Origin of the sequence: Burkholderia arboris (genome assembly GCF_038723655.1) — a bacterium.
In the GTDB taxonomy this organism is placed as follows: Bacteria; Pseudomonadota; Gammaproteobacteria; order Burkholderiales; family Burkholderiaceae; genus Burkholderia; species Burkholderia arboris.
The window spans coordinates 3,304,923-3,329,900 of the sequence record NZ_CP109822.1 but is presented as its reverse complement, the minus strand read 5'-3'; the positions used below and the strand labels follow the sequence as shown (position 1 = coordinate 3,329,900).

Below are 24,978 nucleotides of genomic sequence, written 5' to 3'. Positions count from 1 at the left end.
AACCAGCATGGCCACCCATTCGCGACGCGATTTTCTGAAGTTCTCCGCCGGCCTCGCCGGCGCGACCGCCGCCTCCGCACTGCTTCCCGAGTCGATCCGCAAGGCGCTGGCGATCGAGCCGAATTCCGTGACGGGCACGATCCAGGATGTGCAGCACATCGTCGTGTTCATGCAGGAGAACCGCTCGTTCGACCACTATCTCGGTCACCTGAGCGGCGTGCGCGGCTACAACGACCGCTTCCCGGTCACGCTGCCGAACGGCAAGCCGGTGTGGTTCCAGCCGCGGCAGGAGGACAAGACGAGCGTGATCGCGCCGTTCCGCTACGACACGACCAACCCGGGCGTCAACGCGCAATGTATCGGCGGCCTGCCGCATACGTGGGCGACGACGCACGGCGCGATCGACAACGGCCGCGCGGACCAGTGGGCCGTGCAGAAGTCGAACATGACGATGGGCTATCACGTCCGCGACGACATCCCGTTCCATTACGCGCTCGCGGATGCGTTCACGGTGTGCGACAACTACTTCTGCTCGATTCCGGGCAACACGCACCCGAACCGCATGTACCTGATGACGGGCATGGTCGATCCGCTCGGCACGGGCGGCGGCCCGTTGCTCGACAACACCGACTACATCGACAACCAGTTCGACAAGATCCAGTTGCCGCCCTTCAGCTGGACGACCTACCCGGAGCGGCTCGAGAAGGCCGGCATCTCGTGGCAGATCTACCAGCAGGGCACCGGGTTCGACAATTTCACCGGCAACTACGGCACGAACATGCTCGCGTGCTTCAACAACTTCGTGAATGCGCCGGCCGGTTCGTCGCTGCAGACGCGCGGGATGAGCACGCGCCCGATCACGCAGCTGAAGGCCGACGTGCAGGCCAACACGCTGCCGCAGGTGTCGTGGCTGCTGCCGCCCGCCGCGTATTCGGAGCATCCGAAGTTCACGCCGCTGTACGGCGCGTACTACCTGTCGACGATCCTCGATGCGCTCACCTCCAACCCGGAAGTGTGGAGCAAGACCGTCCTGCTGATCATGTACGACGAGAACGACGGCTTCTTCGATCACGTCGTGCCGCCGTCGGCGCCGACGCTGCCGGGTTCGGGCATGAGCACGGTGGACGTGTCGCTCGAGCGGCACAACGTTGTGACGTCCACGCAGACCGGCACGTATACGGCCGACAACCTGCCGTACGGCCTCGGCCCGCGCGTGCCGATGTTCGTCGTGTCGCCGTGGTCGAAGGGCGGCTTCGTCTGCTCGCAAGTCTTCGATCACACGTCGGTGCTGCAATTCATCGAGAAGCGCTTCGGCGTGATGGAGACCAACATCTCGCCGTGGCGCCGTGCGATCTGCGGCGACCTGACGTCGGCGCTCGACTTCTCGAAATCGGACACCACGCTGCCGGCGCTGCCGAACACGCAGGCGTATGTCGCGCAGGCCGACCTGCAATGCTCGCGCGCGTCGTCGCAGACTGCGCCGGCCAGCACCGCGCAGCAGGTCGTGACCGCGCAGGAATCCGGCACGCGGCCGGCTCGCGCGCTGCCGTACGAACTGCATGTCACCGGCCAGTTGCAGGCGCAAGGTTACGCGGTGACGTTCGCGAACACGGGCACGCAGGGCGCGCATTTCTGGGTCTATACGGGCGATCCGACTGCGATGCCGCGCCGCTATACGGTCGAAGCGGGCAAGCAGCTGACCGACACGTGGGCGCTCGATGCGAGCGGCAACTACCTGGTGAGCGTGTGGGGGCCGAACGGCTATTTCCGGCGCTTCGCGGGTTCGGCCGCAGCGGATGCAACGGCGAAGCCTGAAATCACGCCGTGCTACGACGTGGCGAACGGCGACGTCTACGTGACGATCGCCAATGCGGGCACCGGCACGCTGACGGTCACGGCGACCGATGTCGCATACGGCGGCGCGGCGCGCACGCTGACGATCCCGGCGGGGCAGCGCGTCGAAGCGCACTGGGACCTGTCGTGCAGCAGCCAGTGGTACGACCTGCGGTTCGCAGTGGCGGGGAATGCCGGCTGGATGCGCCGCATCGCAGGGCACGTCGAAACCGGCAAGGCCAGCATTACCGATCCGGCGGCCGTGGCGCCGACGATCACGCCGGTCTGACGTCAGCCGGCCCGACGATGTGCCGGCCGGTTGAATCCGGCCGGCGCATCGTACGGCTGGCTTCGGTGCTGACGCCGAGGCGTCAGCGCAGCAGCCCGTCGTCGTGCGCCATCATCAGCGCGCGCATCGCGGACCACATCCCGTAGTAATGCACGATGTAGCTGCTCTCGCGGCGGAACAGCCAGGGCGTGTTGAAGCTGACGAGATCGGCCACGCCTTCGCCGTTCAGTTGGCCGTCGCGCTCCATCGCGCGGATGAAATGCAACTGGTCGCCATCGCTGGCATAGACGCTCGACCGGTCGTGCAGCGCGGCGATCGTCGCCATCAGGTCGCGCAGCATCGTGTCGTTGCGTTCGGTGCGGCGGAACGCCATCACGCCCGAATTGAACGCCCACTGGCCGATGTCCTGCGCGAGCAGCCAGTCGCGGCCTTCGAGCAGCGGCTCAAGCGGTTGCTGCTGGTTCGCGATCAGCACGTCCGCATCGAGCCACACGACCCATTCGTGATGCTGCAGGTACGCATGCAGCAGCCACGGCTTGAACCAGTTGCCCGTCGCGTTCAGCCCGATCTCGGCGGGAATGTCGCGATGCACGTAGAGCGTGTAGCCGTGCGCATCGCAGTAGCGCCGGAAATTCCGTTCGGCGACGCGTGCATAGCTGCCGATGTTCGGCGTGTAGAGCATCATCACCGCGATCGGGCGGCCGGGGTTGTACGTGCTGCGCTCGTCGGCTTCGTCCGGCGTGGCCGACGCATCGTGATCGAACGAGAACATCGGCCGGCCGGCGGCGCGGCATCCGTTGACGTACGCGACGAGCGTGTCGCGGAAACGCGGCGTCGCGCCTTTCCGGTCGGGATCGCGCGGCGTGTCGTCGATGCTGATCGCGAACGTCGGGGCGCGGCTCCACATCGGATCGAGGTCGGGGCCGGCCGGCATGACCGCGTACAGCCCGTCGATCAATGCCATGTAGCGATGCGTGTCGAGATCCGCGAACAGCGCGGCCTCCGACGTCAGTCTTGGCTCGCTGCCGAGCTTGCAGCGTTGCACGAGCCGCATCGCGATCGCACGCACGTCCGGCGTGTTGCGCCAGATCTGCACGTCGACCTGCGGCAGCGGCGGCGCGAGCGCGTCGACCAGCAGCAGGTCGCGCCCGGCCATCAGGCGATCGAGGGCGACGGGTTCGATGATCGCCGCGTCTTCGCCGAGCAGCAGCACGAGTTCGCCGGGCTGCGCGCCGCGCAGCACGTGCAGCAGCGATTCATAGCGATGCAGCGGCCGCAACGGCAGCACCTGCGGCATCGCGGACGCATCGACGATCTCGTGACGATAGCCGTGAAGCTGTGCGTACCGGCGATGATTCTCGAGGCTGGCGGGCGCGTGCTGGCCGAAATGGCTGAGGACGATCATCGCGCGCTCCGGACGCCGGGAAGCGGCCTGCGCCGCACGCGTTCGCGAATGCTCTCCATGCTCCAGAGGCCGAGGCAGCGATCGGACATCGGCACGGTGCCGAGGTCGCCTCCGTAGACGATGCATTCGTTGCTGCCTTCGACGATCAGCGTCAGTGGCGGGGCGAGATCGAACGGCGGCATTTCGAGGTTGATCGGCGTCCACTGGCCGGTCGCGATTTCCGCGTTGCGCGGATAGCTGCGATAGATGAAGGTCGTGGTCAGCAGGTAGCGCGCGTTCGTCGCGGCGAAACGCTCGAATGCGCGGAATACGTCCGCATGGGAAAAGTGGAACAGGCAGTCGCGGCAGAGGATCAGATCGGCGTCCGGCAACGGATCCTGCAACAGGTCGAGATGCACGAACCGGCGGTTCGGCGCGGCCCACGTCGCCTGGTTGGCCGCCACGAGGTTCTGCACGATATCGGCGCCGATGTAGTCGATGCCGTCGAGGTCGACATGGCGCATCCAGTTGAAATCGCCGCACGGCGCATCGAGCATCGAACGCACGCCGAAGCGGCGCAGCAATCCGGGCAGCTCACGAATGATCTGCGCGGTGTTTTTCAGCTCCGAACCCCACCCGGACACGCTTTCTTCCGAGTGCCACCCCTGTTCGTCGTGGATTGTCTGGAAGACTTGCGCGGCATCGTGTTTCATTCTTTCAGCCCTTCTTTGAATCGTGGTGCGGCGTGGTCGTTCGTTGCCCGCTCGAATGCCCCGAAAACACCGGCCGCCGGGCGATGCAGCGGGTGGCACGAGTATCGCATAACGGTCTGGCGGATCGGCCTGTCCAGGCCGCGCGCTGACCATCCCTGACAGTGTGCGGCCGGCGCTCCGCTAGAATGCCGGGCTGGCCGTCGCCGCTTGACGCGGGCGGCGCTTCGCGCGCTACACTGCGCCATGCCATTCCCATCCAACCTTCCATCCCGCCGACGATGACGTCTCCTGTCCTGAACGGCCTGCGCATCGGTATCACGATCGGATTGCGTGCCCCCGACGAAAGCCTGTGGATCAACGGCATCAAGCAGAACGCGCTGTTCCTCGCGAAGCTGCTGATGGCGTCGCCGCACGGTTACCGCGTGACGCTGGTCAACACGACCGACGTGCCGCTGACCGACGCATTGCCATGGGATCGCAACGTGTACGACACGCGTGCGTTCGCCGACATGAAGGATGCGCTCGACGTGGTGATCGAGCTCGGCGGGCAGATCGACGGCGAGCAGACGGCCTACCTGAAAGCGCGCGGCGCGAAGCTCGTCAGCTATTGCTGCGGCGTCGAGTACATCAATGCGATGGAGTCGATGCTGTTCGGCCGCCGGCTGTGGGATTCGCTGTTCATCAACCGCGGCTACGACGAGGTGTGGGCGATTCCGCAGATCGCGCCGTCGTCGCTGCCGTTCCTGCAGTCGCTGCGCCGCTGCCCGGGGCGCGTCGTGCCGTTCGTGTGGGATCCGATGTTCCTGAGCGCCCGCGCACAGTCGCTGCCCGAGCGCGGCGAATACCGGCCGCGCAGCGAGCCCGGCAAGCGGCTGACCGTGATGGAGCCGAACCACAACGTCGTGAAGTTCTGCGTGTATCCGATGCTGATCATCGACGAAGCGTATCGGCGCGACCCCGACGCGATCTGCTTCACGCACGTGACGAACGCCGATCGCCTCGCGCACGACAGCGCCGAGTTCGTGATGCTGATGAATTACCTCGACATCGTGCGCGCGGGCAAGGCGAGCTTCGTCGGTCGCTTCGACACGCCGCTGTTCCTGGCCGACCTGACCGACATCGTCGTGTCGCACCAATGGTCGAACCCGCTGAACTATTTCTATTTCGACGTGTGCTGGCAGGGCTATCCGCTCGTGCACAACGCGAGCCTGGCCCCCGATCTCGGCTATTACTATCCGGACAACGACGTGCAGCAGGGCGCCGACGCGCTGCTGCGCGCGCTGCATACGCACGACGACGACTGGGAAGCGTATACGCGGCGCCAGCGCGAGATTCTCGGTCGTTACACGTCGGCGAATCCGGCGCTCGTCGCCGAATACGACGCGCTGCTCGCGAATCTGGTCGGCGCGACGTCCGCATAAGGCCCGATTTATCCGCGGCGCACATCGATTGCACCGCCGGCAGCCATCGGGGTTGTCCCGCCCTAATGTCTGACGAAATAATGCCGTTAAAAAAAGAAACCGCCGAACCCGATCGGTTCGACGGTTTTCGAAGGCACGAAATTGACGGCTCCGAGGGAAGTCCGTCGGAATTAATTTTATAGGTTAACAAGTCTTGAAGATTGTTAAAAATGTTTCAATCGATAATCTTCATATAATTGGAATTGCTATTATTGATTCAACGATACTTGATTCCGTTTCGGAATTTAATAATATCGTTTGAAACGTGAAAATTGAATGCTGCAATGATCGAATGAGGTGCGGCGGCAGGTTTTCAGCGGGTGGCGGTTCGTGCAGAGGCCGGTGTTTCAAGGCGAGACAACGGGCATGGCTGACGTTCGGCGGGGCAGTATTTATCTGATCAATCGGAAATTTCCCGATTTGTGGGATCGGCGTATCGCGGAAAATTCGTTTCGGATAAAACTGTTTAGAAGAGAAAGATAAACATTTTCGATTTTGGGGTTCTGTAATTTGCGTTGTGTAACCTGTCGCACTGTCGGCACGGCGTGCGCATGGTGTATTTCCAGTAACCGAATATCGTTGAAAATATCGAATTTGACGGCGCGCCGAAGCGAAAAGTACGCTCCCCGGAAAAAATCGACATAACAGGATGGGCCGGGTAGGCGGCGGAGCGCGTCATGGTCGGCTCGCTCCGCATGTGTATTGAGGTCGAGCCGTCGTTGGCGGCTCGCCATTTGCCGGAGCGCCGGATGAATGCGGTCGAAGCTCGCCAGGAGGCGAATCGGGAAGCGAATCGCGACGAAATCGATCTCGTGTTCGGCTCGCCCGACGATCACCCCGACCTTGCGTCGGTACGCAGTTTCGTGGAAAGCCGGCTCGGATTCGCGCGCGAGCCCGTGTGCCGGTCCGACTTGTCGGGCGGCGTGCTGTACCAGGAATGCCTGGCGCGGTTGCGGTGGGGCGAGAGCGGGGCGCTGCCGCCGCTGACGTTCCTGCCGCGCCTCGAGGCACTCGGGTTGATGCGGTGGTTCGACCGGCTGGTGGTCAGCCGGACGATCGACGCGCTGCGGGCCGATCCGGCGGCCGTGTTCGGTTGCAACGTCGCGGCGGTGAGCGCGGTCGTCGACGACGCGTGGCTGGCGATTTTCAGGCGGCTCGAGCGTGAGCCGTCGGTCGCGGCGCGGCTGGTGGTCGAGATCACGGAGACGGGGCCGCTGAATCCCGTCGCGGGCCGGTCGTTCGTGAACCGCTTCCGGCAGGCGGGATGCCGGATCGCGATCGACGATTTCGGTGTCGGTTTCAGTGCATTGAACAATCTGGTGGTCGGCAATCCCGACATCGTGAAGCTCGACCGGTCGATCCTGTCGATGGTCAAGCGCAACGCGATCGGGCGCTACCAGTTTCGCAGGCTGATCGCGTTTGCGCATGAAGGTGCGCGGCACGTCGTCGTCGAAGGCGTGGAGAGCGAGATCGACCGGCAGATCATCGTGGATGCCGGCGTCGCGTGGGCGCAGGGCATCCGCTTTACATGGCGGTCGCCGGCCGCAGCCTGATGGCGCGGGAACGGCGGGGCGGCGCGCGGGATGCGCGCCGGTGGCGGGACGCATCGCAAAGGGGCGTGGGCATGGCGGGGACGAAGGCCGGAGGCGGTACGGGCACGCAGGCGACCGAGGCGCGCGACCTCGTCGCGATCGCCGAGCTGGCCGACATGCTGTGGCAGCTGGGCGCCGAATCGACCGATACGCCGATCGACGTCGCGGCCTATCTCGACGGCCTGAAAACCGTCGCGCGCCGCATTCAGCGAATGCATCCGCTCGACGCGGGCGGCCGCGAACTGGCGGCCCGGCACTATTACGCGGGCGTCATCGCCGGCGCGTGCGGCGACGATTCGGCGATCGCGCGCGGCGTATCCGACAGTCTCGTCAGGCAATCCGGCGGCGCAGGCCGGCTGGCGGCCCGCTGTTTCGCCGTGCTCGGCCGTGTGGGGCGGCGGCACGGCCGTGTGTTCGCCGCGCAAAGCGGCGACCGGGTGCTGGTCTAGGGCCTGTTCGCGCAGCCCGTCAAGTCGATCGATCCGTGCCGAAACCGCCGAGCACGAGCGCCATCGCGCGGTCGATCGCATCGTCCCACTGGCCGACGTGCGCGGCGCGCACGATCCGGATGCCGGGGTAGAGCGCGGTGCGCGAACCGGTTTCCCAGCGTGCGTCCGCTTTCGGGCTGAGCAGCAGCACGGCCGGCACGCCGAGCGCGCCGGCGAGGTGGATGTGCGCGGTGCAGGTGGTCACCACGGCGTCCATTGCAAGCATCAGCCCCGCCAGATCGCTGAAATCGCCGATCGCTTGATGCGGGAAGGTGACCGGCAGGTCCGATTGCTCGGACTGCGCGGACAGGTCGCGGTTGAGGCAGTACGCGGCGTAGCCGTGCATCCGGGCAAGCGGCGCGAAGTCGCGCAGGCTGGCCGCGCGATGGAAGCGCGCATCGCTTTCGTCGCGCCCGCGCCAGTTGAGCCCGATGCGGCGCGTGCCGGGCGTATGGCCGTCGCGCGACACGCGCTCGCGCCATGCGTCCGCATGCGCGGGCGGGCACGTCAGGTAGGCGGCCGGCACGCCTTCCGGCGTCGGCGCGTAGCTGAACTGCGCGGCGAGCATCAGGAACGAGCACCAGTAGTCGTGCGCGATCTGCGACGTGTCGACCCACGCGCCGTGCGCGCCGATGAATTCGATGCGCGGGAACGTCTGGCGCAGCAGGCCCGTCAGCGCGTCGGGCACGACGACGGTCACGCTGGCGCAGCCGAGCGCGTCGAGCGCATGCAGGTAGCGCGCGTACTGAAGCTGGTCGCCGACGCCGCCGTAGCTGAGCACGAGCAGCCGCTTGCCATGCAACGGCTGGCCCAGGTAGAGCTGCGCTGTCGGCAGCCCGAACTGTGCGGCCGTCAGCACGTTTTCACTGGCGATGGTGGCGCGCGCGGCTTCGTCGCGCCGGCCGGCGCGCAGCAGCAGCGCCGAGCGCGCCAGTTCGATGCGCCCGCGCGCTGCATCGGGCAGCGCGGCCGGATCGCCGAAATGGTCGAGCGCCGCGAGCCCGGCCTCGGGCGCACCGGCGAAGCCGTAGCATGACGCCAGTTGCAGCGCGATCGCTTCGTCGTCGAGCCCGCGGCCGCGCGCGCGTTGCCAGCGATCGATCGCGTGTCCCCACTCGCCGCGCGATTCGTGGTCGAGCGCGCGGTTCCAGTTCGTTTCCGGCGCGTCGGCATCCGCGGGCGCGGCCGCCGCGGCATCTGCGCCGTTTTCGGCCGTCGATCCGACGGTGAGCGGCTCGCCCGAGATCAGCAGGCGCTGCCGGTCCCAGCGCGGGTTCGGCACGCACAGCATGTTCAGCCCGTCGATCCGGTAGAACGTGTAGTCCAGACCGGCGAACGTGTCGATGATCGGCGCTTCGCCGACTTTCCAGTATTCGATCCAGCACCACGGCAGGTGCGTTTCGATCAGTTGGCGCGCGCCATGCAGCGCGTCGATTTCCATCCCTTCGATGTCGAGCTTCAGGAAATCCAGCCGCGGCAGGCCGAGCGAATCGAGCCTGACGACCGGCGTCGGCGTGCCGCCCGACGCTTGCGTGTCGACGAGCGAAACCTGCCCGAAGTCGGCATCCTGACCGTAATCGACGTCGGGCACCTTCATCGTGCCGTTGGCGGCCGCAAGCCCCATGTTCAGCAGATGGAGATTGTCGAGCTGGTTGAGCGCGACGGTGCCGCCGAGCGCGTGGAACAGCGTGCGTTGCGGCTCGAACGCATAGACGCGGCCGCCGCGCTCGCGCAGCCGGTGCGCGACCGGCACGCACACGAGCCCTGCGTTCGCACCGCCGTCCACTGCGATTGCACCGTCGGGCAATTGATCGATCACGTGCAGGATCGTGTCGAGTTCGCCCTGGATATGCGGCCGGCCTGTCTTGATCAGCGCCTCCGCCTGCAGTGCGCAATGCCGGTTGATGACGAACGGGCCGTGGATCGAATCGATCACGACGAAATTGCGGACGGTCTGATTCATGGGCGGGGGCGTGTGCGAAGGTGGTCAGCCAAGCGAGCGGTCGGCGAACAGGTGCTGGATCTGCGCGGAATACGCGTGGACGTTGTGTTCGGCGAGCGTGTCGACCTGGTGCAGGCAGCGGCGGGCAGCTGCCGCGTAGTCGTCGAGCCGCGCGTCGTGCGTCTGCGCGGCGGTCGCGATCGCGCGCGCCGCATCGAAGATCTCGAAGTCCGGATAGTAATAGCCGACGTCGCGCAGGAACGGCGAGTTGTGCACGAGCGGGTAGTTGCCGTACAGCGCGTCGTACAGCAGGTAGTTGAGGCCGTTTTCCCAGTGGTGCGACACGACGATGTCGGTGTGATGCGCGGCCCACGCGATGAACGGGGCGCGCACGTCGGCGGTTGCCTTGCCGTCGCGCACCATCTCGAGCCCGAGCGCGAGATGCTTGAAGGCGACGTTCTCCTTCTTGTCGAACGTGTTGGTCATGTACACGTGCTCGACGAGCTCAGGGTGCTCGACGTAGCACGCGTTCGCGGCGAGCATCGGCACGATCGCGCTCTTCACGACGTTCAGGTTCGGTTCGAAGAACGCGATGCGTTTGGCCGGCCCGTGATTGCGGTAACCGAAGCGCGCCTTCAGCTCGGGATCGGCGTCGAGGCTGCGCTCGATGAAATACGGCGACCAGATGTGCGGCAGCTCGATCACAGGTGCACGATACACGGCCTGGAAATAGGCCGCGCACGTGTGCATGTGCTGCGGGTTGGTCCAGATTTCGTCGAACTGCACGCGGTGCGGGTTCGGCCGCCAGTTGTTCTTCTCGAAGTTGATCGTCTCGACCGCGATCACGTAATCGTTGCCGAAGCGGTACGACACGCATTTGCCGCCGCGCTGGCGCACGACGTCCGTGTGCGACGGATCGATGAACGCGTTCATCTCGATCAGCAGGTCGGTCTGGTGGACGACGTCCGACAGCGGCCGCAGCGCGTCGCCGAACGCGTCCAGCATCATCGCCGGCGGATACTCGGTGATGCCGTTGTCGTGCGCGAGCCAGACTTCCCCGATCAGCGGCGACTGCTTCAGCAGCATGTACAGGTACACGCAGTGCTGGTTCGCGCCGTTGTACCAGATCGACTGCGTCGCGTCGCGCTGCACGTTCATCGTTATCGCGACATTGAGTTTCATCGGATCGGCTCCGTGGGGTGGGCGGCGCGCGTTATTGCGCGAAATTCTGCGACTGGCGCGACACATAGCCCGTCAGGCGCCAGCGACCGTCGCCTTCGAGGCGGAAGCTCGGCTTCTCGAACACCGTGGCGCTGCTCGTCAGCGTCGTCGCGTAGTCGACGTTCGCGATCGAAGCGACGGCGCAGCCGATCGGCCATTTGGCGCGGGCGAGGGGCGGGCGGGCGTTCATGTCCGAATCCGGAGAGGGCTGCGCGTCACGCGTCGCGATAGAGGGAGGCGATTGCGTCGGTGTAGGCCGCGACGTTCTCGGAGTTGTAGATGCTGACCGAGTCGAGCACGTGTTTCGACTGCTCGCGGTACGCGTCGAGATTCGCATCGTGTTCGGTGAACGCCTGCAGCAGCGCACGGCCGCCTGCCTGGCAGTCGAAGTCCGGATAGAAATACCCGGCCTTGCCGAGGAACGGCGAGTTGTGGATCAGCGGATAGTCGCCGTACAGCAGCTCGTAGTACAGGTAGTTCTGCGCGTTCTCCCACGTGTGCGACACCACCGCATCGCCGTATGCGGCCATGAACTCGTACACCGCATAGCGGCTTTCGAACGTCGTGATGCCGTGTTCGACGATGTCGAGGCTCTTCGCGAAGTGGATGAACGTCGTGTGATCCTTCAGGTGGATCGTGTTGCACACGCGCACGAACTCGAGGAATCCCGGATTCGCTCGGTAGGCCTCCTCCGTGACCAGCATCGGGATGATGCTGGTCTTCACCATGCAGATGTTCGGCTCGAACATCGTCACGCGCCAGCGCGGCTTGCCGGGCTGATAACCGAACGTCAGGCCGGCGCCGAGCGTCGCGCGCGCCTTGTCGAACAGCATCGGATGCCAGATGTGCGGGACGATCGTGACGGGCGCGCGCAGGCCGGTCTGGTAATAGTGCAGGCACGAGCGCTCGAACTCGGGAATCGTCCACACCGCATCGTACGGCGCCCCCGAGAACAGGAAGCCCGACGGTTTGTTGAACATCGCGCGTTCGATGTCGATCACGTAGTCGTTGCCGACCCGCATCGTGACGACCTTGCCGCCGCGTTCGCGGAAGGCGCGCAGGTAATCGGCGCCGAACTGCGCGCTCATTTCGATCAGCACGTCGCAGCGTTCCAGCGCTTCGTCCATCGACAGCAGCGGCACGTTCCACTCGCCGAGCATCATCTGCGGATCGGCGACCTGCTCGCCGCCGTTCACCATCACGGCTTCCGCGACGAGCGGCGACTGGCGCAGCAGCAGGATCAGCAGCAGGCAGTTCTGGAAAATGCCGTTTTCCCACAGCGACTGGCCGGCGCCGCGGACGAACAGCGACACGCCGACGACGAGACGCTTGCCCTCGCCGGGCGCTTGACGGGCATTGGAGTCCGACATGCGTATTCTCCGGTTCAGGCGACCAGACGCGAGACGAACGCGTCGAGGTTCGCGGGGTTGTCGATCGAGACCGACTGCAGCAGCCGGCCCGCTTTCGCGCGGTAGTCGTCGAGGCGTTCGTCGTGATGCAGCCACGCTTCGAGCAGTGCGCGGCCGCCGGCGGCCGAGTCGAAGTCCGGGTAGTAATAGCCGGCGTCGCCGAGCAGCGTCGAGTTGTGGATCAGCGGATAGCCGCCGTACAGCACGTCGTAATACAGATAGTTCTGCCCGTTTTCCCAGTGGTGCGACACGACCGCATCCGCGTGACGCGCCATGAAGCCGGGCAGGTCGATGCGCGGCTCGAACGTCGCCTTGTGCTGGCGCACCAGATCGAGGCTGTTCGCGAAGTGCACGAAAGTCGGATGTTCCTTCATGTGCATCGAGTTGACCACGAACATGTGCTGCACCGCATCCGGCCGCGCGCGGTAGAACTCGTCGCACGCGAGCATCGGGTAGTGGCAGGACTTGGCGACCGAGATATTCGGCTCGAGCATCGCGAGGTGCCACGGACGGCGGCCCGGCCGATAGCCGAACGTCGCGCCTTCGCCGGCGAGCGCGGCCACGCGGCGCTCGAGGAAGTACGGCGACCAGATGTGCGGCATCAGGTGGACGGGGGCGCGCAGGATCGTTTGCAGCATCGGGGCGGCGGTCTTGTCGTATTGCGGCAGCAGCCATACTTCGTCGAACGGGGCGCCGTTGAACACGTGTCCCGACGGTTTCCCGAAGATCGGCGTTTCGCACAGACCCGCATAGACGTGCCCGCAGAAGAACGCGGCGGTCTTCTTGCCGAGCGCCTTCATGTGTCTGAGCCATTCGACCGGCAATTGCGCGCCCATTTCGATCACGACGTCGAGTTCGTGCGTGACATCGGAGGGTTTCACGAGCGGGATGTCGAGGCCGTCGAGTTCGAGGCCGGCCGGCAGCGCGTTGGCGTCGCCGCCGTTCAGGAAATAGACGGGGCCGACGCGATCCGAGCGCTTGAGCATCATCGCGAGGAACGCGATGTTCTGGTGAATGCCGTTTTCCCAGATCGCCTGGCCGTCGCGCGCAAACAGCGAGATGCCGACCGCCGGCCGTTGCTTGCGGGTGCCGCCCGCGGCGGCTTCATTGATGTCCGTCACCGGTTGGTTTCCTCTGCGGCGTCGTGCGTCCGGGCATCGCGTCGAGCGTCTGGCCCGGAAGCGGCGCGCCGTGGATTGTCATGGTTGGATTCGCGCCGGAGCGCCGCGGCGGGCGAATCGGGCGACGTGATTCGCGAGGGCGGCAGCCGGATTCCGGCGTGTCGCCGGGCACGCCTGGCACGGCGCGCGAGCCGGGCAGGCTGCACCGGCGACTGTCTGCGGCGATTGTGGCATGGAAACCGCCGGTTTTGGCAGGACGTGACGAACTTTGACATAGCCGCCGGCCAACGGGAACGGGCGCCGGCGAAGCGGCGCCCGGTTGTCCGGCGGAATTCCGGCGCGGCACGGGCGGCCTGCCGGAGGGGGCGGCCACAGGCGCGGCCGCCGGTGGCTCAGTGCTGCAGCCGGATTTCGACGCGGCGGTTGCTGGCGCGGCCTTCCGGCGTGTCGTTCGACGCGACCGGATCGGCCTTGCCGCGGCCTGAAACCGTGATCGAGTCAGTCTTCAGACCGTGCGCCTTCAGGTACGCGGCGACGGACTCGGCGCGGCGTTTCGACAGCGCGAGGTTGTAGTCGTCGCTGCCCACCGAATCCGTAAAGCCGGTGACCGTCACTTGAGAGTACGTATGGTCGGCGCGCTCGCTCAGCAGACGGTCGAGCGATTCGCGCGCGGTCGGCGTGAGCGTCGCGTGGTCGGTGGCGAACAGCGCGTCGCCCGACAGGTTCACCTGTTCGACGATCGCGGCGGCCGGTGCGGCGGCCGAGGCCGCTTCGGCGGGCGCCGCGCCGCACTGGAAGACCAGCGTCGCGGGATCGGATTTGTCGCGCAGCGCGCGGGCCGAGTCGACGGCGCGCACGGGCTGGTCGCCGCAGATCTTGCGGGCGGCCTTCATGCAGGTCTGCGGGCCCGACAGCAGGCCGTGGCAGTCGACCTGGAAGGTGCGCACGCCATCGCGCGGCTGCAGTTCGGAGGCGCTGAAGGTCGGGCCGGATGCGGTCGAGCACGCGGCGAGGGCCGTTGCGGAAAGCGCGAGCGCAAGAGCGAGTTTGTTCACGGTGACGTCCTTAAAGCTTGGGTTGACCGAGGCCCGCCACGCGGCGCGCGGCGGGCTCGTCCTGCTGTCGGAGCCGCGGGCCGTCCGGCTGGCGAGCCGGACGGCCGGGCGGCGCGACGCGTTACTTCCACTGGTACAGCATGCCGGCGCCGATCACCTTCTGACCGCCGCTGAAACCGCCGTTGATCGACGCCTTCAGGTTCTCCGTGATGCGCGCCTGCATGTTGACCGCCATGGCCTTCTGGCCGAGGAAGGTCGACGTGCCCACGCCCATCCCGAAGTTGGCGTCGCGATCGAGCTGCGGGATCGATGCCATCGCGCCGACGGCCGCGATACCCTGCTTCGCCATCTGGTCGGTCTGCTGCAGTTGCGAACCCAGCGAGTTGATCTGCGCCTGCTGGCCCGACAGTGCCGTCGACAGCGTCGTCTGCACCTGCGTCAGCTGGTTCACGTTCACCGCGTCGGTGCCTTGCGTACCCGGCGCGACGTTGATGATCTGGCGCTGCTCCGTGTCGTTGCCGACCGAGACGACATTCGAGCGGTTGCTGTTGGTCGAATTCGCACCGATCGCCACCGAGTTCGAGCCGGCGGTGACGGTCGGAACGTCGGTGCCCTTGCCGTTCATGTCGGCTGCGATGCCGTTGTTGTTCGCCGCACGCGTCTGGTTGTTGTTGATCGACGTCGACAACTGGTTCAACTGGTTGTTGATGTTCGTCACGCCGGTCGACAGCGAGGCCACGTTGCTGTTCGTCGTGCTCAGGCCGGTGGACAGCGAACCGATGCCCGTCGAGGTCGACGTCGACAGCGAGTTGACGTTGCTGTTCGTCGTGCTCAGGCCCGTCGACAGCGAGTTGATCGCGGTCGACGTCGACGTGGACAGCGACGACACCGAGCTGTTCGTCGCGCTCAGGCCGGTCGACAGCGAGTTGATGCCGGTCGACAGCGACGCGACGTTCGACGCGGTGGACGTGGACAGCGTGTTGATCGCGGTGTTCGTCGCGTTCAGCTGGCTGCCGTTGATCGCGTCCGTGCTGCTGGCCGAGATCCGGCCGGCGGCGACGTTCGTGATCTGGCGTTCCTGGCCCGGTGCGCCGACGCTCAGCGGACCGACCGGCGAGCTGCCCGCGAAGAAGTACGTCACGCCGCCGATCACGGCGCTGGACGTACCGACGGCGGGAGCCGTGACCGAGTTCATGCCGATCGCGACGGAGTTCGCCACGTTGGCCGTTGCGCCCGACCCGAAGGCCAGTGCGCCTGCGCCGCTTGCCGTTGCACCCGAGCCGAAGGCCTGTGCGTTGGCCGCGCTGGCTACCGACCCGTTGCCGAGTGCGATCGTGTTGTCCGCGGTGGCCTGGTTCGAGCTGCCGAGGGCGAGCGCGCTGGCGCCGTTTGCCGTGTTCGCGTTGCCGAGCGCCACTGCGCCGTTGCCGGTCGCCGTGTCGTTTGCGCCCATTGCCACTGCGCCGGTACCCGTCGCGATGCTCGGGTCGCCGATCGCGACTGCACCGTCGCCGGACGCGGTGTTGCCGGAGCCGATCGATACGGCCTTGCCGCCCGTTGCCGATGCGTTCTGGCCGATTGCGACCGCGCCTGCCGTCTGCGCGTTCGAGCCGTCGCCGACTGCCACGCTGCTGGCGCCCGCTGCGCTGGCGTTCACGCCGGCAGCGAGGGCGTTGGTGCCCGTTGCGCCGTCGTTGTTGTAGTTGCTTTGCTGCACGCCGTTGTCGTTGACGCTGTAGTAGTGCGTCTTCGCGGCGTTGATCGCGGTCGAGGTCGAGGTGGACAGCGACGACACCGAGCTGTTCGTGCTGCTCAGGCCGGTGGACAGCGAGCCGATGCCGGTCGACGTCGAGGTCGACAGCGACACGATTGTGCTGTCCGTGCTGCTCAGGCCAGTGGACAGCGAGCTGATGCCCGTCGATGTCGAGGTGGACAGGGACGTGATCGAGCTGGTGGCCGACGAGAGGCCCGTCGAGGTCGAGGTCGACAGCGACGAGATCGAGCTGGTGGCCGACGAGAGGCCGGTCGAGGTCGAGGTCGACAGCGACGAGATCGAGCTGGTGGCCGACGAGAGGCCGGTCGAGGTCGAGGTCGACAGCGACGTGACCGCGCTGTTGGTCGAGCTCAAACCGGTCGACAGCGAGGTGATGCCAGTCGAGGTCGAGGTCGACAGCGACGTGATCGAGCTGTTGGCCGACGAGAGGCCGGTCGACGTCGAGGTGGACAACGACGTGATCGAGCTATTGGCCGACGACAAGCCGGTCGAGGTCGACGTCGACAGCGAGGTGATCGAGCTGTTGGCCGACGACAGGCCGGTCGAAGTCGAAGTCGACAGCGAGGTGATCGAGCTGTTTGCCGACGAGAGGCCGGTCGACGTCGAGGTGGACAACGACGTGATCGAGCTATTTGCCGACGACAGGCCCGTCGAGGTCGAAGTCGACAGCGACGTGATCGAGCTATTTGCCGACGACAGACCCGTCGAGGTCGACGTGGACAGCGAGGTGATCGAGCTGTTGGCCGACGACAGGCCGGTCGACGTGGAAGTCGACAGCGAGGTGATCGAGCTATTTGCCGACGAGAGGCCGGTCGAAGTCGAGGTCGACAGGGACGTGATCGAGCTATTGGCCGACGACAAGCCGGTCGAGGTCGACGTCGACAGCGACGTGATCGAGCTGTTGGCCGACGACAGACCCGTCGAAGTGGAGGTCGACAGCGAGGTGATCGAGCTATTTGCCGACGACAAGCCGGTCGAAGTCGAGGTCGACAGGGACGTGATCGAGCTGTTGGCCGAGGACAGACCCGTCGAAGTCGAGGTGGACAGCGAGGTGATCGAGCTGTTCGCCGAGGACAGACCCGTCGAGGTCGACGTGGACAGCGAGGTGATCGAGCTATTTGCCGACGACAGACCCGTCGAGGTCGACGTGGACAGCGACGTGATCGAGCTATTTGCCGACGACAGACCCGTCGAGGTCGACGTGGACAGCGAGGTGATCGAGCTGTTAGCCGACGACAGGCCGGTCGAGGTCGAAGTCGACAGCGACGTGATCGAGCTGTTTGCCGACGACAGACCTGTCGAGGTCGAAGTCGACAGCGAGGTGATCGAGCTGTTAGCCGACGACAGGCCGGTCGAAGTCGAAGTCGACAGCGAGGTGATCGAGCTGTTAGCCGACGACAGGCCGGTCGAAGTCGAAGTCGACAGCGAGGTGATCGAGCTGTTAGCCGACGACAGACCCGTCGAGGTCGAGGTCGACAGCGACGTGATCGAGCTGTTAGCCGACGACAGACCCGTCGAGGTCGAGGTCGACAGCGACGTGATCGAGCTATTCGCCGACGAGAGGCCGGTCGAAGTCGAAGTCGACAGCGAGGTGATCGAGCTGTTGGCCGACGACAGACCCGTCGAAGTCGAGGTCGACAACGACGTGATCGAGCTGTTAGCCGACGACAGGCCGGTCGAAGTCGACGTCGACAGCGAGGTGATCGAGCTGTTAGCCGACGACAGACCGGTCGAGGTCGAGGTCGACAGGGACGTGATCGAGCTGTTTGCCGACGACAGACCCGTCGAAGTCGAGGTCGACAGGGACGTGATCGAGCTATTCGCCGACGAGAGGCCGGTCGAAGTCGAGGTCGACAACGACGTGATCGAGCTGTTAGCCGACGACAGGCCGGTCGAAGTCGAAGTCGACAGCGAGGTGATCGAGCTGTTAGCCGACGACAGACCGGTCGAGGTCGAGGTCGACAGCGAGGTGATCGAGCTGTTAGCCGACGACAGGCCGGTCGAGGTCGAAGTCGACAGCGACGTGATCGAGCTGTTTGCCGACGACAGACCTGTCGAGGTCGAAGTCGACAGCGAGGTGATCGAGCTGTTAGCCGACGACAGGCCGGTCGAAGTCGAAGTCGACAGCGAGGTGATCGAGCTGTTAGCCGACGACAGGCCGGTCGAAGTCGAAGTCGACAGCGAGGTGATCGAGCTGTTAGCCGACGACAGGCCGGTCGAAGTCGAAGTCGACAGCGAGGTGATCGAGCTGTTAGCCGACGACAGACCCGTCGAGGTCGAGGTCGACAGCGACGTGATCGAGCTGTTAGCCGACGACAGACCCGTCGAGGTCGAGGTCGACAGCGACGTGATCGAGCTATTCGCCGACGAGAGGCCGGTCGAAGTCGAAGTCGACAGCGAGGTGATCGAGCTGTTGGCCGACGACAGACCCGTCGAAGTCGAGGTCGACAACGACGTGATCGAGCTGTTAGCCGACGACAGGCCGGTCGAAGTCGACGTCGACAGCGAGGTGATCGAGCTGTTAGCCGACGACAGACCGGTCGAGGTCGAGGTCGACAGGGACGTGATCGAGCTGTTTGCCGACGACAGACCCGTCGAAGTCGAGGTCGACAGGGACGTGATCGAGCTATTCGCCGACGAGAGGCCGGTCGAAGTCGAGGTCGACAACGACGTGATCGAGCTGTTAGCCGACGACAGGCCGGTCGAAGTCGAAGTCGACAGCGAGGTGATCGAGCTGTTAGCCGACGACAGACCGGTCGAGGTCGAGGTCGACAGCGAGGTGATCGAGCTGTTAGCCGACGACAGGCCGGTCGAGGTCGAAGTCGACAGCGACGTGATCGAGCTGTTTGCCGACGACAGACCTGTCGAGGTCGAAGTCGACAGCGAGGTGATCGAGCTGTTAGCCGACGACAGGCCGGTCGAAGTCGAAGTCGACAGCGAGGTGATCGAGCTGTTAGCCGACGACAGGCCGGTCGAAGTCGAAGTCGACAGCGAGGTGATCGAGCTGTTAGCCGACGACAGACCCGTCGAGGTCGAGGTCGACAGCGACGTGATCGAGCTATTTGCCGACGACAGGCCGGTCGACGTGGAAGTCGACAGGGACGTGATCGAGCTGTTGGCCGACGACAGGCCGGTCGACGTGGAAGTCGACAACGACGTGATCGAGCTGTTAGCCGACGAGAGGCCCGTCGAGGTCGACGTGGACAGCGAGGTGATCGAGCTATTTGCCGACGACAGGCCCGTCGACGTGGAAGTCGACAGTGAGGTGATCGAGCTATTTGCCGACGAGAGACCGGTCGAGGTCGAAGTCGACAACGAGGTGATCGAGCTGTTAGCCGACGAGAGGCCCGTCGAGGTCGACGTGGACAGCGAGGTGATTGAGCTGTTTGCCGACGACAGGCCCGTCGACGTGGAAGTCGACAGCGACGTGATCGAGCTATTCGCCGACGAGAGGCCGGTCGAAGTCGAGGTCGACAACGACGTGATCGAGCTATTCGCCGACGAGAGACCCGTCGAAGTCGAGGTCGACAGCGACGAAATGGCGCTGGTCGCGGTACCGACCTGCTGGGCGACCGAATAAAGCTGGCTGCCGTTGATCGCGTCGGTGCTGGTCGCGGTTACCTGGCCTGCGGCAAGGTTGGTGCCTTGTCGTTCCTTGCCGACATCACCGAAGCTGACGGTGCCGTTCGGATTGGCGCCGGCGAATCCGCCAAACGTCACTCCGTTGACGGTTGCGCTGCTCGTGGGGGTTGCCGCGGCGGTCTTCGAGTTGGCACCGAGCGCGACGGAGTTGTTCGTGCTGGCGACAGCACCGCTGCCGATGGCGACGGCGTCGGTGCCGGTCGCGGTGCTGTCGGCGCCGGTCGAGTTCGCGTGGAAGTACTTGATGCCCTGGCTGTTGATGTTGTTGATCGCCGAGCCGACGCTGTTGGCGGTCGACGTCGTGCCATTCGCGTTGTAGGTCGTATATGCCGGCGCGGAGACCGTGCCGGTCGTCGGGTCGTACGTGGAGCCGCCGCCGAGTGCCGATGCGGTGCTCGTGCCCAGGTTGTTCGTCTTCGTCGTGACCGAGCTCAGGCCGGTGGACAGCGAGCCGATCGAGCTGGTGGCCGACGAGAGGCCGGTCGACGTGGAAGTCGACAGCGACGTGATCGAGCTGTTCGCGGACGACAGACCCGTCGAGGTCGAAGTCGACAGCGACGTGATGGAGCTATTCGCGGACGACAGACCCGTCGAGGTCGAAGTCGACAGCGACGTGATGGAGCTATTAGCCGACGACAAACCGGTCGAAGCCGACGTCGAAAGCGAGGTGACCGAGCTGTTGGTCGAGCTCAGGCCGGTGGACAGCGAGCCGATCGAGCTGGTTGCCGACGAGAGGCCGGTCGACGTGGAGGTCGACAGCGACGTGATCGAGCTATTAGCCGACGACAGACCCGTCGAAGCCGACGTCGAAAGCGAGGTGACCGAGCTGTTGGTCGAGCTCAGGCCGGTCGACAGCGAGCCGATCGAGCTGGTGGCGGACGAGAGGCCGGTCGACGTGGAAGTCGACAGCGACGTGATCGAGCTATTAGCCGACGACAGACCCGTCGAAGCCGACGTCGAAAGCGAGGTGACCGAGCTGTTGGTCGAGCTCAGGCCGGTGGACAGCGAGCCGATCGAGCTGGTGGCCGACGAGAGGCCGGTCGACGTGGAAGTCGACAACGAAGTGATCGAGCTATTAGCCGACGACAAACCGGTCGAAGCCGACGTCGAAAGCGAGGTGACCGAGCTGTTGGTCGAGCTCAAACCGGTGGACAGCGAGCCGATCGAGCTGGTGGCCGACGAGAGGCCGGTCGACGTGGAAGTCGACAGCGACGTGATCGAGCTATTAGCCGACGACAAACCAGTCGAAGCCGATGTCGAAAGCGAAGTGACCGAGCTGTTGGTCGAGCTCAGGCCGGTGGACAGCGAGCCGATCGAGCTGGTGGCCGACGAGAGGCCGGTCGACGTGGAAGTGGACAGCGACCTGACCGAGCTATTGGCCGACGACAGACCCGTCGAAGCCGACGTGGACAGCGAGGTGACCGAGCTGTTGGTCGAGCTCAGGCCGGTGGACAGCGAGCCGATCGAGCTGGTTGCCGACGAGAGGCCCGTCGACGTGGAGGTCGACAGCGAGCCGATCGAGCTGTTGGCCGACGAGAGGCCCGTCGACGCCGAGGTCGACAGGCTTGCGATGCTCGACGTCGTCGTACTCGCGACCGAGTAGAGCTGGCTGCCGTTGATCGCATCGGTGCTGGTGGCGCTGACGAGGCCGGCTGCGACGTTCTGGATACGGCGTTCCGAGCCGACCTTGCCGACGCTGACGATACCGGCGGACGAGCTTGCGCCGGCATAGGTGCCGAACGTTTGGCTACCGATCGTCGTGCTGCTTACGCTGCCGGTACCGCCGGTTGTACCCGATGCGGTGCCGCTGGCGGTGGCGCCGGAGCCGATTGCGACCGAATTGGCGACGGTGGAGGTGGCGCCCGAACCCAGCGCGATCGAGCTGCCGCCCGACGCGGTTGCGCCGTTGCCGAGTGCGATGTCGTTCGCGGTAGTCAGCGAGCCGCTGACCCCAGCGACGGCGTTCGTGCCCTGTGCAATCGAGTTGTTTCCGTATGCCTTGGCGGTCGTACCCAGCGCGACTGCGCTGTTGGCTGCCGCCGTTGCGCCGGCGCCCAGCGCCATGCCGGCATCGATCACCGAGCTCGAATTGTCGACCGTTGCGCCGACGCCGAGTGCAACCGCACGCGTCGTGTTGTTCGACGTCGTGGCCAACGCACCGACCGCGACGCTGCTGTTCTGCTGCAGATAGCCGTTCTGGTCGGCCGATGCGCCCGTACCGAGCGCGAAGCTTTGACCATAGCTCGTCGCGCCATTGCCGATCGCGATCGAGTTGATGTCCTGAGAGCCGCCCGTGGTCTTGGCACCCGTGCCGATGGCGATCGAACCGTCGGCTGCCGTTGCGGCATTGGCGCCCAGCGCTACGGATCCGACACCGCCTGCTGACGTGTTATAGCCAAGCGCGGTGCTCGACTGACCCGACGCGGTTGCCTGGAGGCCCGCAGCGAGCCCCCACTGAGCCGCATTTGAACCCATGCCGATGGCGACCGCTCCGGCGCCGGAAGCCGTCGTGAACGACCCGAACAGGGTCACCCCGGACAGGTTGTTGCCGTTGGCGCTACAGCCTGCGACGGAAGACCAGCCGCCGGTGCCGTCCTGAGGGTTGCTCCCCGCTGCATAGGTGCGCACACCGTCCGGGCCCGTACCGCTGCCGAAGCCACAATTGGCTCCGCCATTGCCTCCGCTGAACGAGTAGGTCCCCGCGTAGGCCGCGTGCCCAGCGCCAACCAGCAACAGGCTGACGAGCAATTTGACCGATGCAGAGCGTTTGCTCTTGCCCCGTGCCGAGTCGAGTTCAGATGCCGCGACCCAGGCGCCAAGGGCTTCGTTCCAGATCGAGCGGTATGTGCGGTTCATGTCCTGCTACCTCCAAATGTGCACGCCACACACCGGTCTCTTTTGTTAGAGGAATACTCCGTGCGCTCGCGCGAATCTCAAAATTGATGGGCGGAGTTTATTGGAGGTGAATTTTATAGATTGATAAAAAGTGATAAATAAGGGGTTTTGAAAGTTAAAAGATGGTTAATACATCGTGTTTTGATGTATCTATCGAGAATGATTTTGAAAGATGTAAGAATGTGTCGTGTAGGGTTTGAATTTTTCGGGGGAATTCTTGATTTTTATATATAAATCAATGACTTATTGTTGTTTTGTGCGCTAGGTGACATGCGTTTTCGTCTCAAAAGTAAGACAAATGAAATAGCAAACGTTTGCGCGCGCCTCGATTCTTTCATCATTGTAATGTCAAATGGCGTCTTGATTGATAATGTGTTCATGGTTTTGTTGATTTATTGGGTTTCGATTTTGTATCTGGTTTGTTTCTGTTTTTATTGATTATCTATAAATCAATTAAATCTGAAATTCAGGATGTTGGACTGTGCTGATCTGCGCATTTCGCCAAGCGCAGTTGCCCGCGTGACGGGCGTTCCGGGCCGGTTGGCTCGTCGAATTTGTAAAAAAGTGCTACAGAGCGACAGATGGATTATCGGCATCCAGATATAGGATTTGTCCTATTGACGATATCGGTGATATCGGTGCTGCGACGGAATTGGGGCGCACGCCGGGCCGCCGAGGGCGCGGCTTCGGGACGGATGTCCCGCGCGATGCCGACGGGTTGTCAAAGACGAGGGGCGGCGGCCGGGGCCAGGCGCCCGAAATGTCAGATTCTGGGTGCGGCAATGTGTCCGCTACGCCGAGGGGGCGTCGGCGTGGCGGAGGGAAAAGGGGGCGGATCGATCGTGTCGGGCGTGTCGCATCCGGCCCACGAATGTGGGCCGAACCGGCCGCTTGCCGCATGGATTGCGGCAACGCCCGACCTTACTTCCTGAGAAACCGCAGCGCGAGCCGGGCCATCCGCGGCACGAACATCGGGCGCAGCAGGCGCCTGTCGTACCCGGCCATCCGCCGGTCGTTCTCCACGAGACACAGCTCGATCAGCTCGCGCGGGTTCAGCGCGTCGCCGAGGTCGGCGGTGCCGGTTGCCGGAAAATTCGCGTCGCGCGCAGCGCCATCGGCATCGATGCCGCGCGCGATGTTCATGCGGTCGCGGATCAGTTGCACCCACACGGCCGCGACGCGGGCGAAGAACCACGGCCGGCGCCACCACGGCATGGTGCGCCAGTACCACGCGTACCAGTTCGCGAAGAACAGGATGTGGCGGCCTTCTTCCTGGATCACGGGCTCGAAGGTGTCGACGAGTTCGGGCGGGAAATAGCCGGAGCGCTGCGCGGAGCGGAACAGGCCGAACGCGAAGAAGCTGTCGATGCATTCGCTGAAGCCCGTCATCATCCACGACCATTCGGGATCGGCCGGCGCCGGGTAGGCCGGCTCGGGCGCGAGCCGGATGCCGTATGCCTCGACGAGCTTCGACAGTACGACCTTGTGGCGCGCTTCCTCGCCGCCGTCCATCTCGAGCGCGCGGCGCAGCAGCGGATCGTCGACTGTTGCCGCGTAGGTTGCCACGCGGATCGACGCGCGGCCTTCGGTCTGTACCGCGATGTCCCAGATCGGCAGCGACGTGAGCCGCCTGAGTTCATCCGGCTTGAGCGCCGGCCAGTCGATCACGGCCGGTTTGTACGGGTTGTGTGTGTCGAGCAGCATGCGGCAGAACATCTGCATGTGCGCATCGGAACCGATCCGGACCGGACCTTGCCTCTCGAAGGTCCAGTTGCGCATTGCGTGATCTGCGGCTGCATGCTCTTCCTGCAGCGTGTCACTCATGGCTGTTGTTGTGCGATTACGGGTCGAAAGATTTTTGCATAGCTTCCGTAATCACGTATTTTCGAGCGGCCATGTGCGCGCCGGCCCCGCGCGCGTCACGCGTTCGTGTCGACCCAGAGGCGGCCCCAGCGCGACGCGTAGGCGAGCGCGTGTTCCTCTTCGAAGAAGAAATCGATCGCGTCGAACGACACGGAGCGCGGCGACGGCCCGCCGCTTGCCCGTTCGATCGTCAGGTTGGCGGCGAACAGCCCGTTCGGCAACCGGGCGGCGGCGGGGGCGACTTCATAGCCCTTGTAGCGGATCGTACGGTTCATGGCGTGCACGGAGAGAGTTCGG

General features: G+C 64.9%; 14 protein-coding genes and 1 pseudogene. 4 read left to right on the top strand and 11 right to left on the bottom strand.

The genetic code is table 11. From position 1 onward, the window contains the following. Positions 1-7: 7 nt before the first annotated feature. The gene (locus tag OHZ10_RS32345; RefSeq protein WP_342705373.1) at positions 8-2,122 is read left to right on the top strand and encodes a phosphocholine-specific phospholipase C; all 2,115 of its coding nucleotides are present in this window, start codon (positions 8-10) and stop codon (positions 2,120-2,122) included. A gap of 82 nt (positions 2,123-2,204) precedes the next feature. Here OHZ10_RS32345 and OHZ10_RS32340 read toward each other — a convergent pair whose 3' ends face one another. Both OHZ10_RS32340 and OHZ10_RS32335 read right to left on the bottom strand, forming a co-directional pair. After that, positions 2,205-3,527 carry a galactosyl transferase GMA12/MNN10 domain protein gene (locus tag OHZ10_RS32340; protein WP_342705371.1) on the bottom strand — a complete coding sequence of 441 codons (1,323 nt, stop codon included), beginning with the start codon at positions 3,525-3,527 and terminating at the stop codon, positions 2,205-2,207. Then, on the bottom strand, positions 3,524-4,219 hold the full coding sequence (locus OHZ10_RS32335) for a class I SAM-dependent methyltransferase (protein ID WP_342705370.1): 696 nt from the start codon (positions 4,217-4,219) through the stop codon (positions 3,524-3,526). The genes OHZ10_RS32340 and OHZ10_RS32335 overlap by 4 nt, the downstream gene beginning before the upstream one ends. 278 nt (positions 4,220-4,497) lie before the next feature. Between OHZ10_RS32335 and OHZ10_RS32330 the strand changes: the two genes are divergently transcribed. The 3 genes from OHZ10_RS32330 to OHZ10_RS32320 all read left to right on the top strand — a co-directional run bounded on the left by OHZ10_RS32330 (position 4,498) and on the right by OHZ10_RS32320 (position 7,720). Next, positions 4,498-5,640 carry a DUF2827 domain-containing protein gene (locus OHZ10_RS32330; protein WP_059239011.1) on the top strand — a complete coding sequence of 381 codons (1,143 nt, stop codon included), beginning with the start codon at positions 4,498-4,500 and terminating at the stop codon, positions 5,638-5,640. A 788-nt stretch (positions 5,641-6,428) separates the two neighbouring features. After that, complete coding sequence (locus OHZ10_RS32325) at positions 6,429-7,232, top strand: EAL domain-containing protein (protein ID WP_059239013.1); 804 nt, start codon at positions 6,429-6,431, stop codon at positions 7,230-7,232. Between the two features lie 71 nt (positions 7,233-7,303). After that, on the top strand, positions 7,304-7,720 hold the full coding sequence (locus tag OHZ10_RS32320; RefSeq protein WP_342706012.1) for a hypothetical protein: 417 nt from the start codon (positions 7,304-7,306) through the stop codon (positions 7,718-7,720). Between the two features lie 19 nt (positions 7,721-7,739). Here the strand turns inward: OHZ10_RS32320 and OHZ10_RS32315 are convergent, their stop codons facing one another. From OHZ10_RS32315 to OHZ10_RS32275, 9 genes and pseudogenes are all read right to left on the bottom strand, one after another. Further along, a complete protein-coding gene (locus OHZ10_RS32315) occupies positions 7,740-9,722 on the bottom strand; it encodes an FkbM family methyltransferase (RefSeq protein ID WP_342705369.1) in 1,983 nt (660 codons plus the stop codon). A 24-nt stretch (positions 9,723-9,746) separates the two neighbouring features. After that, complete coding sequence (locus OHZ10_RS32310) at positions 9,747-10,883, bottom strand: DUF2827 family protein (RefSeq protein ID WP_059239017.1); 1,137 nt, start codon at positions 10,881-10,883, stop codon at positions 9,747-9,749. Between the two features lie 31 nt (positions 10,884-10,914). Then, positions 10,915-11,049: pseudogene (locus OHZ10_RS32305) on the bottom strand (DUF4019 domain-containing protein); the annotation flags it as partial. 88 nt (positions 11,050-11,137) lie between these two features. Continuing rightward, entirely contained in the window at positions 11,138-12,292 is a 1,155-nt protein-coding gene (locus tag OHZ10_RS32300; RefSeq protein ID WP_342705368.1) for a DUF2827 domain-containing protein, read from the bottom strand. A 14-nt stretch (positions 12,293-12,306) separates the two neighbouring features. Further along, positions 12,307-13,452 (bottom strand): DUF2827 domain-containing protein, encoded by a 1,146-nt coding sequence (locus OHZ10_RS32295; protein WP_174994173.1) that lies wholly within the window; start codon positions 13,450-13,452, stop codon positions 12,307-12,309. Between the two features lie 392 nt (positions 13,453-13,844). Beyond that, complete coding sequence (locus tag OHZ10_RS32290; RefSeq protein WP_342705367.1) at positions 13,845-14,507, bottom strand: OmpA family protein; 663 nt, start codon at positions 14,505-14,507, stop codon at positions 13,845-13,847. Positions 14,508-14,628: 121 nt separating this feature from the next. After that, the gene (locus tag OHZ10_RS32285) at positions 14,629-22,779 is read right to left on the bottom strand and encodes an ESPR-type extended signal peptide-containing protein (protein WP_342706011.1); all 8,151 of its coding nucleotides are present in this window, start codon (positions 22,777-22,779) and stop codon (positions 14,629-14,631) included. A gap of 960 nt (positions 22,780-23,739) precedes the next feature. Further along, a complete protein-coding gene (locus OHZ10_RS32280) occupies positions 23,740-24,642 on the bottom strand; it encodes a hypothetical protein (protein WP_059239033.1) in 903 nt (300 codons plus the stop codon). Positions 24,643-24,737: 95 nt separating this feature from the next. After that, positions 24,738-24,956 carry a hypothetical protein gene (locus tag OHZ10_RS32275; protein ID WP_006480563.1) on the bottom strand — a complete coding sequence of 73 codons (219 nt, stop codon included), beginning with the start codon at positions 24,954-24,956 and terminating at the stop codon, positions 24,738-24,740. Positions 24,957-24,978: the final 22 nt, after the last annotated feature.